The sequence below is a fragment of the Nocardia sp. JMUB6875 genome (assembly GCF_041154655.1).
Lineage (GTDB): Bacteria > Actinomycetota > Actinomycetes > Mycobacteriales > Mycobacteriaceae > Nocardia.
Genome location: NZ_BAAFGR010000263.1, coordinates 1 through 7,366 on the forward strand (window position 1 = coordinate 1; position 7,366 = coordinate 7,366).

The 7,366-nt window shown below is 68.0% G+C and carries 7 protein-coding genes; 2 read left to right on the plus strand and 5 right to left on the minus strand.

Going from position 1 to position 7,366, the window contains the following annotated elements; genetic code table 11:
- Positions 1–1,442 (minus strand): flavin-containing monooxygenase (locus ACAM49_RS37200; RefSeq protein ID WP_369640225.1); only part of this gene is annotated, 1,442 nt, incomplete at its 3' end.
- 96 nt (positions 1,443–1,538) lie between these two features.
- Here ACAM49_RS37200 and ACAM49_RS37205 point away from each other — a divergent pair.
- Positions 1,539–2,624 carry an AraC family transcriptional regulator gene (locus tag ACAM49_RS37205; RefSeq protein WP_369640226.1) on the plus strand — a complete coding sequence of 362 codons (1,086 nt, stop codon included), beginning with the start codon at positions 1,539–1,541 and terminating at the stop codon, positions 2,622–2,624.
- On the opposite strand, the gene ACAM49_RS37210 is transcribed toward ACAM49_RS37205, so the two are convergent.
- The 4 genes from ACAM49_RS37210 to ACAM49_RS37225 form a co-directional block, all read right to left on the minus strand.
- Positions 2,605–3,384: a phosphodiesterase gene (locus tag ACAM49_RS37210; protein WP_369640227.1), complete on the minus strand. Its 780-nt coding sequence runs from the start codon at positions 3,382–3,384 to the stop codon at positions 2,605–2,607. The two genes, ACAM49_RS37205 and ACAM49_RS37210, sit on opposite strands and share 20 nt — an antisense overlap.
- A 134-nt stretch (positions 3,385–3,518) precedes the next feature.
- Positions 3,519–4,307 (minus strand): RluA family pseudouridine synthase, encoded by a 789-nt coding sequence (locus ACAM49_RS37215; protein ID WP_369640228.1) that lies wholly within the window; start codon positions 4,305–4,307, stop codon positions 3,519–3,521.
- 20 nt (positions 4,308–4,327) lie between these two features.
- A complete protein-coding gene (locus tag ACAM49_RS37220) occupies positions 4,328–5,686 on the minus strand; it encodes a wax ester/triacylglycerol synthase family O-acyltransferase (protein ID WP_369640229.1) in 1,359 nt (452 codons plus the stop codon).
- 135 nt (positions 5,687–5,821) lie between these two features.
- Positions 5,822–6,529 carry a hypothetical protein gene (locus ACAM49_RS37225; protein WP_369640230.1) on the minus strand — a complete coding sequence of 236 codons (708 nt, stop codon included), beginning with the start codon at positions 6,527–6,529 and terminating at the stop codon, positions 5,822–5,824.
- Between the two features lie 227 nt (positions 6,530–6,756).
- On the opposite strand from ACAM49_RS37225, the gene ACAM49_RS37230 reads away from it, so the two are divergent.
- The gene (locus tag ACAM49_RS37230; RefSeq protein ID WP_369640231.1) at positions 6,757–7,341 is read left to right on the plus strand and encodes an LLM class flavin-dependent oxidoreductase; all 585 of its coding nucleotides are present in this window, start codon (positions 6,757–6,759) and stop codon (positions 7,339–7,341) included.
- The last annotated feature ends 25 nt before the right edge of the window (positions 7,342–7,366 follow it).

Below are 7,366 nucleotides of genomic sequence, written 5' to 3' on the forward strand. Positions count from 1 at the left end.
GGGGTGAAGGTGTAGTCCGGGAGGTGGAGTTTGCGGGTGCGGCGGCGGTAGCTGCGGGTGGTGCCGGGCCAGTTGTTGGTGATGCGGCCGGAGGGGGTGCGGTACCAGCTGGTGCAGAAGTTCCAGGGGGTTCGGGCGAGTCGGGATTGGAGGGACTCGTTGAAGGCCTGTTCGGCGTCGGGGCGGACCTCCAGATACCGGCCGGGGCGTTCGGCTAGGAGTTGGGTGGCGTGGCGGATGTAGCGGGCCTGGGATTCGAGCATGTAGATGATGGAGCCGACGCCCAGGTTGGTGTTGGGGCCGTAGAGCATGAACATATTGGGGAATTCGGGGACCGTGATGCCGAGGTAGGCGTGGGCGCCGCCGTCCCACACGTCGGCGAGGTTGCGGCCGCCGCGGCCGCGAATCTTCATGGGCCACAGGAATTCCGTGCCCTTGAATCCGGTGCCGTAGATGATGACGTCGGCGGGATGCAGGACGCCGTCGGCGGTGCGGATGCCCTCGGGGACGATCTCGGTGATGGCCGTGGTCTCGACCTCGACATTGGGTTCGCACAGGGCGGGATAGAAGTCGTTGGAGAACAGGCCGCGCTTGCAGCCGATGGGATAGTCGGGGGTGAGTTTGGCGCGCAGCACCGGATCGGGGACCTGCTCCTCGAGATGGTTCTCGGCGATTCGCGAGACCATGCGCACGATGCCCGGGAATTCCACCAGCCCCAGCGCCACGAATTCGGCGATGATCCACCACGAGAACCGTTCCGCCACCGGCATTCCCGGAATCTCGACGAGAATCCGCTGATGCACCGGCTTGTAATCGGTGTCGAATTTGGGCAGCACCCACGGCGCGGTGCGCTGGAAGACGGTCAGCGCGGCCACCTTCGGCTGGATCTCGGGCACGTACTGGATGGCGCTGGCCCCGGTGCCGATGCAGGCCACCCGTTTTCCGTCCAGCTTCACCTCGTGATCCCACAGCGCCGAATGGAACGATTCCCCCGCGAAGCGCTCGATGCCGGGAATCGGCGGCATGGCCGGACGGGACAACTGCCCGACCGCGGACACCAGAATGTCGGCGGTGCGTGCCACGCCGTCCGCGGTCAGCACCGTCCATTGCCCGGTCGACTCGTCGAATTCCGCCTCGGTCACCTCCGCCCCGAACACGATGTCGTCGAACAGGTCGTGGCGCCGCGCGACTCCGCGCATGTAATCCCAGATGTCCTCGCGCAGCGAATACCGCTGCCGCCACTTCGGTTTGGGCTCGTGCGCGAAGGAGTACAGCGGTGACGGCACATCGCAGGCCGCCCCCGGATAGGTGTTCTCCCGCCACACTCCGCCCAGGTCGGCGGCCTTCTCCAGGATGGTGAACTCGTGGAAGCCATTGCGCTGCAACTCGATCGCCATGGCGAGCCCGCCGAATCCCGCACCGATGATGATGACCGACGGCATTGTGGTGCTCCTCACATTGAACGTCCCTTCTCACTGTAGGAGCGGACATCCGATTTAGTGGGCGACCTGATCGAGAATTTCGGCCATAATCGGGTGATGAGCACGGTGCAGGAGGCGGGGATCCGGGATTGGGACTTCCCACGCGGCGTGGCGAGTGTCGCGCTCATGGTGGGTTTCGCGCGCGAGCACGGGGTGCCGATGGCGCGCATGCTGCAGGGCAGCGGTCTCACCGAGAAGCAGCTGGCGGACCCGGACGCGCAGATCGACGCGCACACCGAGCTGGCGGTGATCCGGAATCTGGTGCGCGAGTTGCATACGCGGCCCAGCCTGGGCCTGGAGGTGGGGCGGCGGTACCGGATCTCCACCTTCGGCATCTTCGGCTTCGCCTGCGTCAGCAGCCCCACCCTCGGCGAGGCCATCTCCTTCGCACTGCGCTACCTGGAGCTGAGCTTCACCTTCTGCATCCCGGCCGCCCGCTGGCAGCCGGGAGAGTTCGTGGCCCGCATCCACGACGAGCGGGTGCCCGCCGACGTCCGCCGCTTCCTGGTGGAACGCGATGTGACGGCCATGCACCAGGTGCTGTCGGACCTGCTCGGCCATCCGGTCGACCTGCTGCGCGCCGACTTCGACTTCCCGGCCCCGTCGAACCTCGACCTCTACACCGAAATCTACGGCCTGCAGCCGCATTTCGATCAACCGCACACCACCTTCACCCTGGACCCGGCGATGCTGGACCAGCCGCTGCCCCAGGCCAACGAGCACACCTGGGCCATGTGCCTGGCGCAATGCCGGGACCTGGTCTCGCGCCGCCGCGCCCGCACCGGCATCGCGGCCGAGGTGCGCGGCCGCCTGGTCCCGCGCGGCGGGCTGGACGGTTTCGCGGTGCCGCCCGGAATCGATTCCGTGGCAAGGGATCTCAATATGAGCACCCGCACCTTGCGCCGCCACCTGGACGCCGCGGGCACCAGCTACCGGCAACTGCTGGACGAGGTGCGCCGCGCGCTCGCGGAGGAAATGCTCACCGCCACACCGCTGTCGGTCAGCGATGTGGCGATCCGCCTGGGCTACGCGGAGGCGTCCACGTTCATCCACGCCTTCAAGCGCTGGACCGGCACGACCCCGTCGGTCTATCGGCGCACCGCGGTGGCCGGTGGCGGGGTGGTCAGTCCGCCGGTTCGCTGAGCCAGCCGCCCATGCCGATGGGCCGGAACATGGACAGCAGCCCGGCGTCGGTGATCGAGTGGAACACCAGCGACGGGTCCGGCGCGAAGTCGATCGGTACGTGTCCCGGTGCGGCCGTTTCCCATTCGCATCCGATGGTCGAGGACACGCTGGGCGCGACGATCAGCGGCTTGCCCGCGAACTGCGTCATGAGCCCGGCGTGCACGTGCCCGGTGAGGACGGCGGCGATGCGCGCGTCGCCCGCCACGATCTCGGCCAGCCGTTCGGGATTGGTGAGGCGGATCGGATCCACCACCGTGGACTGCACCGGCAGCGGCGGATGGTGCATGGCGATGAGCACGGTGTCGTCGGCGGCGGTCTGGGCGAGCGCGTCCTCGAGAAACGCGTAGGTCTGCTCGTCGAGGCGGCCCTCGGGCTTGCCGGGAATGCTGGAGTCCAGCAGCACCACGGTCACGCCATCGCCGCGGTGCACATTGTTGATGGGTTCGTAGCCCGGGTCCCGACCGAACAGCACCTGCCGCATATTGCCGCGATCGTCGTGATTGCCGGGCAGCACCAGCACGGGCACGTCGGCGACCAGCGCCGCCCGCGCCTGCCGATACTCCTCGACCTCGCCCTCGTCGGCGATATCGCCGGTGACGAGGATCAGATCCGGTCGCTGCGGCAGCTCGGCGAGAAACGCCATGACCCTTTCGACGCGTTCGACATTGCGTGCGCCCATATTGAAATGGGTGTCACTGAGCTGAGCCAGCAGAACCATCGGCGTTCGCTTTCTGTCGTGGGCCGCGTCGTCGCGCCCGGCCGTGCCGCCGCACCGCGGTCACCTGAAACAGGCTAATTGACCTGCTCCGATGTGAGCCGGTGAGACCCGCCACCCAATATAGCCAACCAATATCAATGGGAGCCGCGCGTGACGCCGGTCATGAGTTCGCTTGCGCTGCTCAGCAGTTGCCGCGGGTCGTCCACGAGCGGCGCCGCGCCGGGTTGCCAGAAATCCGCTCCGGGCTCTGCCTCGAGTTCCAGTAGACCATTCGGACGCCAGGGGGCATCCAGGGTCAAACGCCACGAATGCAGATGGGTGCGCGCGAACGCGCCGGACTTGTCGAAGAGCGGATCGCCGACGATGGGGTGGCCGATCCAGGCCAGGTGCACGCGAATCTGATGCCGCCGCCCGGTGATCGGGCGCAGCGCCAGCACGGTGTGCGTATCGGTGCGGGCGACGGTGGCGAATTCGGTGACCGACGGATAGTTCTTGCCCGCGAGCACGTCCTGCGCGTCGACCAGCCAGGTGTCGCCCTCGCGCCGGATGCTCTCGCGGGGCGCGGCGATCCGCACCCGGTTCTTGCGGCCGACGCTCAGCGGCAGGTCGATGACGCCGCGGTCGGGCAGGCCGGTGGAGGCGGTGACGGCCAGATACGCCTTCCGCGCGGTGCGCTTGTTGAACTGGCGGGTCAGCACGCCGTGCGCGGGCAACTCCTTGGCCAGTAGGACCAGGCCGGAGGTCACCTTGTCGATGCGGTGCACCGGGTACAGCGTCTCGCCCTGCGCCGCCGCCATTTCCACCATGTCGGTGTCGTGGCGCTCGCCGGTCACGGAGATTCCGGCGGGCTTGTTCAACGCCAGAACCGCCTCATCCTCGAGGATCAGGCAGTCTTTGCGCAGTTCGGCCCACGATGTCTCCACGGGCCAAGCCTAATGAGTCGTCAGGCGGTGGCCTGCTCCAGTTCGGCCAGACCGTTCTCCAGATGGCCGATCATCCGATCCAGATCCGGCACCGTGCGGCGGCAGCCCACGAGTCCGAAGTCGAGATTGTCGCCATTGGTGGTCACCGTGATGTTCACGGCCTGCGATTCGAACGGAATCGAGAGCGGGTAATTGGCGTCCAACCGCGCACCCTGCATGTAGACCGGCTTGCGCGGCCCCGGCACATTCGAGATCACCAGATTGAACGGCATGCGCGGCAACGCCTCGAAGCCCGGCAGCAGCGACACCCCGAGCGGCGTCATCAGCGCCGCCGACAATGCCATGGCCTCCAGCTTCGGCAATTGCGTGAACACCTTCTTGGCCTCGCGCATGGAATCGCTGATGAGTGCCAGCCGCTGTGCCGGATCGGCGATATGCGTCCCGAGGTTCGCCAGGCAGGCCGCGACCATATTGCCCTCGGAGACATCGGATTCCGCGGCGCTGCGCACATTGACCGGCACCATGGCGATCAGCGGCTCGTCCGGCAGCGCGTCGCGTTCGAGCAGGTAGGAGCGCAGGGCCGCCGCGCTCATGGCCAGCACCACGTCATTGACGGTGGCCCCGGTGGCCGCGCGCACCGCATTGATCCGCTCCAGCGGCCAGGACCGCACCGCGATGCGCCGGGCCCCGCCGATGGAGGTGTTGAACATGGTGCGCGGCGCGGTCATCGGCAGCGTGAGCCGGCCGTCGAGGGCGCCCCGCAACGGTGCGGCGATCGAACCGGTGGCGCGCAGCATGCGCGGCACGGCCCTGCGCAGCTGGGCCCAAGGGCTTTCGGATTCGACGGTGTCGTCGCGCGGCGCCGGCGGGGTGACCCACGGGACGTTCATCCGGGTGTCGAACGGGTCGTCGGTGAGGGTGCGCTGCAGCAGCCGCATGGCCGAGACGCCGTCGATGAGGGCGTGGTGCATCTTCATGTAGACCGCGAAGCGCCCGTCGGCCAGGCCCTCGATGAGCCGGCCCTCCCACAGCGGGCGGTGCCGGTCCAGCAGGATGCCGTGCAGGCGTTCGGTCAGGTCGAGCAGATCGTCCAGGCCGCCCGGGCTGGGCAGGGCGGATCGCCGCAGGTGGTAGCCGAGATCCACGTTGTCGGCATGCGACCACGCGAGGCTGGAGAAGCCGCCGAGCAGGCGTGAGGGCTTGCGGCGGAAGCGGGTCCGCACCTCGGTCTGGGCGGCCATGGCCTCGAACAGCTCGTGGGTGTATTCGGGGCCCGCGTCGGCGGGTGGCTCGAACAACTGCAAACCGCCCACGTGCATGGGGTGTTCGCGGGATTCGATCGCAAGGAAGATCGCGTCGAGCGGATTGAGAAGATCCATGGGAGTCGCCTGAGAAACGTGAGGGCGGAACTACCGGCATACCGGCAGCACGACCCGGGGCGGAAGCACGGTGCGGCGACGCTGCCCCCCGCATGCGTTAACGGTGAATCAGGTTACCACTCTATATGATTCAGCTCACTCCCGCCGAGTGAGCAAACCTTCAGCAGCATGGACGGCGGTGAAACTCATGGCGACGGTGGTGCGGCGTCCGTTCACGAAGGGATGCACCCGATGCAGGGTGGTGTCCGTGCGCAGCAGGTACATATCGCCCGGATGCAGTTCCCAGGACTGAATCGGATTGCGCGTCAAGGTCCGGTAGACGTCGGCGTGATCCCAGTCGCGGCGGGTGTGTGCCACCGTCTGCACGAAGCCGCCGTCCGCCAGCGGCGGGCACTCGACCACCAGGATCAGGGCGAAAGCGTAGTCGTCCCAATGCCATTGGCCGGGTGCGTCGTCGTGGTGCAGGCGGCTGACGGTGTAGCGGTGCTCGTCGGTGCGGGACAGCACCGGTTCCGCGGCGATGACGGAAAGGTTGCGCCGCAAGGCTTCACAGTCGTACACCCCCGGGATGCAGGCGGCGTGCGCGGACACCTGCTGCTCGGTGAGATCCACCCGCTGGCGGGCGCCGCCCTCGCCTTCGGGCAGCAGTTCGCCCCACTGCCGGTGGTGGTCGAGCAGGCCCAGCGCCTCGGCCGCCAGCATGCGTTTGACCCGGTGCGGGAGCAGGAAGCCCAGGCGCGCGAATCCGGTCTCCGCCAAGCGGTTCCGCGCGTGCGCCAGCGCCGAGGGATCCACCTTCGTCAGGTGCTTGTGTGCCACGTCGACCGTGCTGTGAACCCGCACCCCGCCCGTCCCTTCACCCCGGCCGCCCCGCGTGCGGCCCGACTGCCGAAAGGACCGTGCCGCGGCCGCGGTCGGCCCGTCTCCGATTGTAATTCGTTGCCCGGCAACGAATATGGAATCGGATTGCCGGTTGATCACGATCTGAAACGCGGACGGTCAACCGGACTCGCCGAGCCGACACGAGATTGCCCCGCCGCCCCCGGTCCGGGAGTAACTTGATATTCGCTATGGCGGATTACGGACATGAGCTGAGGTTCGGGATCTTCGTTCCGCCCGAGGCGGCGCGCGGGCGTCCGCTGCTGCGCCTGGTCCGCCAGGCCGACGACGCCGGGCTGGAAGTGCTGGCCGTCCAGGATCATCCGTATCAGGCCGCCTTCCTGGACACCTGGACGCTGCTGTCCTATCTGGCCGGTTTCACCCGCAACCTGACCCTCATGCCCGCGGTCGCGAACCTGCCGCTACGCCCGCCCGCGGTGCTGGCCCGCAGCGCCGCCAGCCTCGACCTGCTCAGCGGCGGCCGGGTGGAACTCGGGCTGGGCGCGGGCGCGTTCTGGGACGCCATCGAGGCCATGGGCGGCGAGCGCCGCACCCCCGGCCAGGCCCTGGCCGCCCTGCGTGAGGCGATCGGCGTGCTGCGCGCCCTGTGGGGCGAGGGCGAACGCACCACCCTCCCCGGCGACTTCTACCCCCTGCGCGGTGCGAAACCCGGTCCGCCCCCGGCACATTCGATCGGCACCGAGCTGTGGAAATGGTCGAACAGACTGATGGCGATGAGCGGGGCCAGTGATCCGGCCAGGATCGGGGCGACCTGATAGCAGAAGGACAGCGCCGTATAGC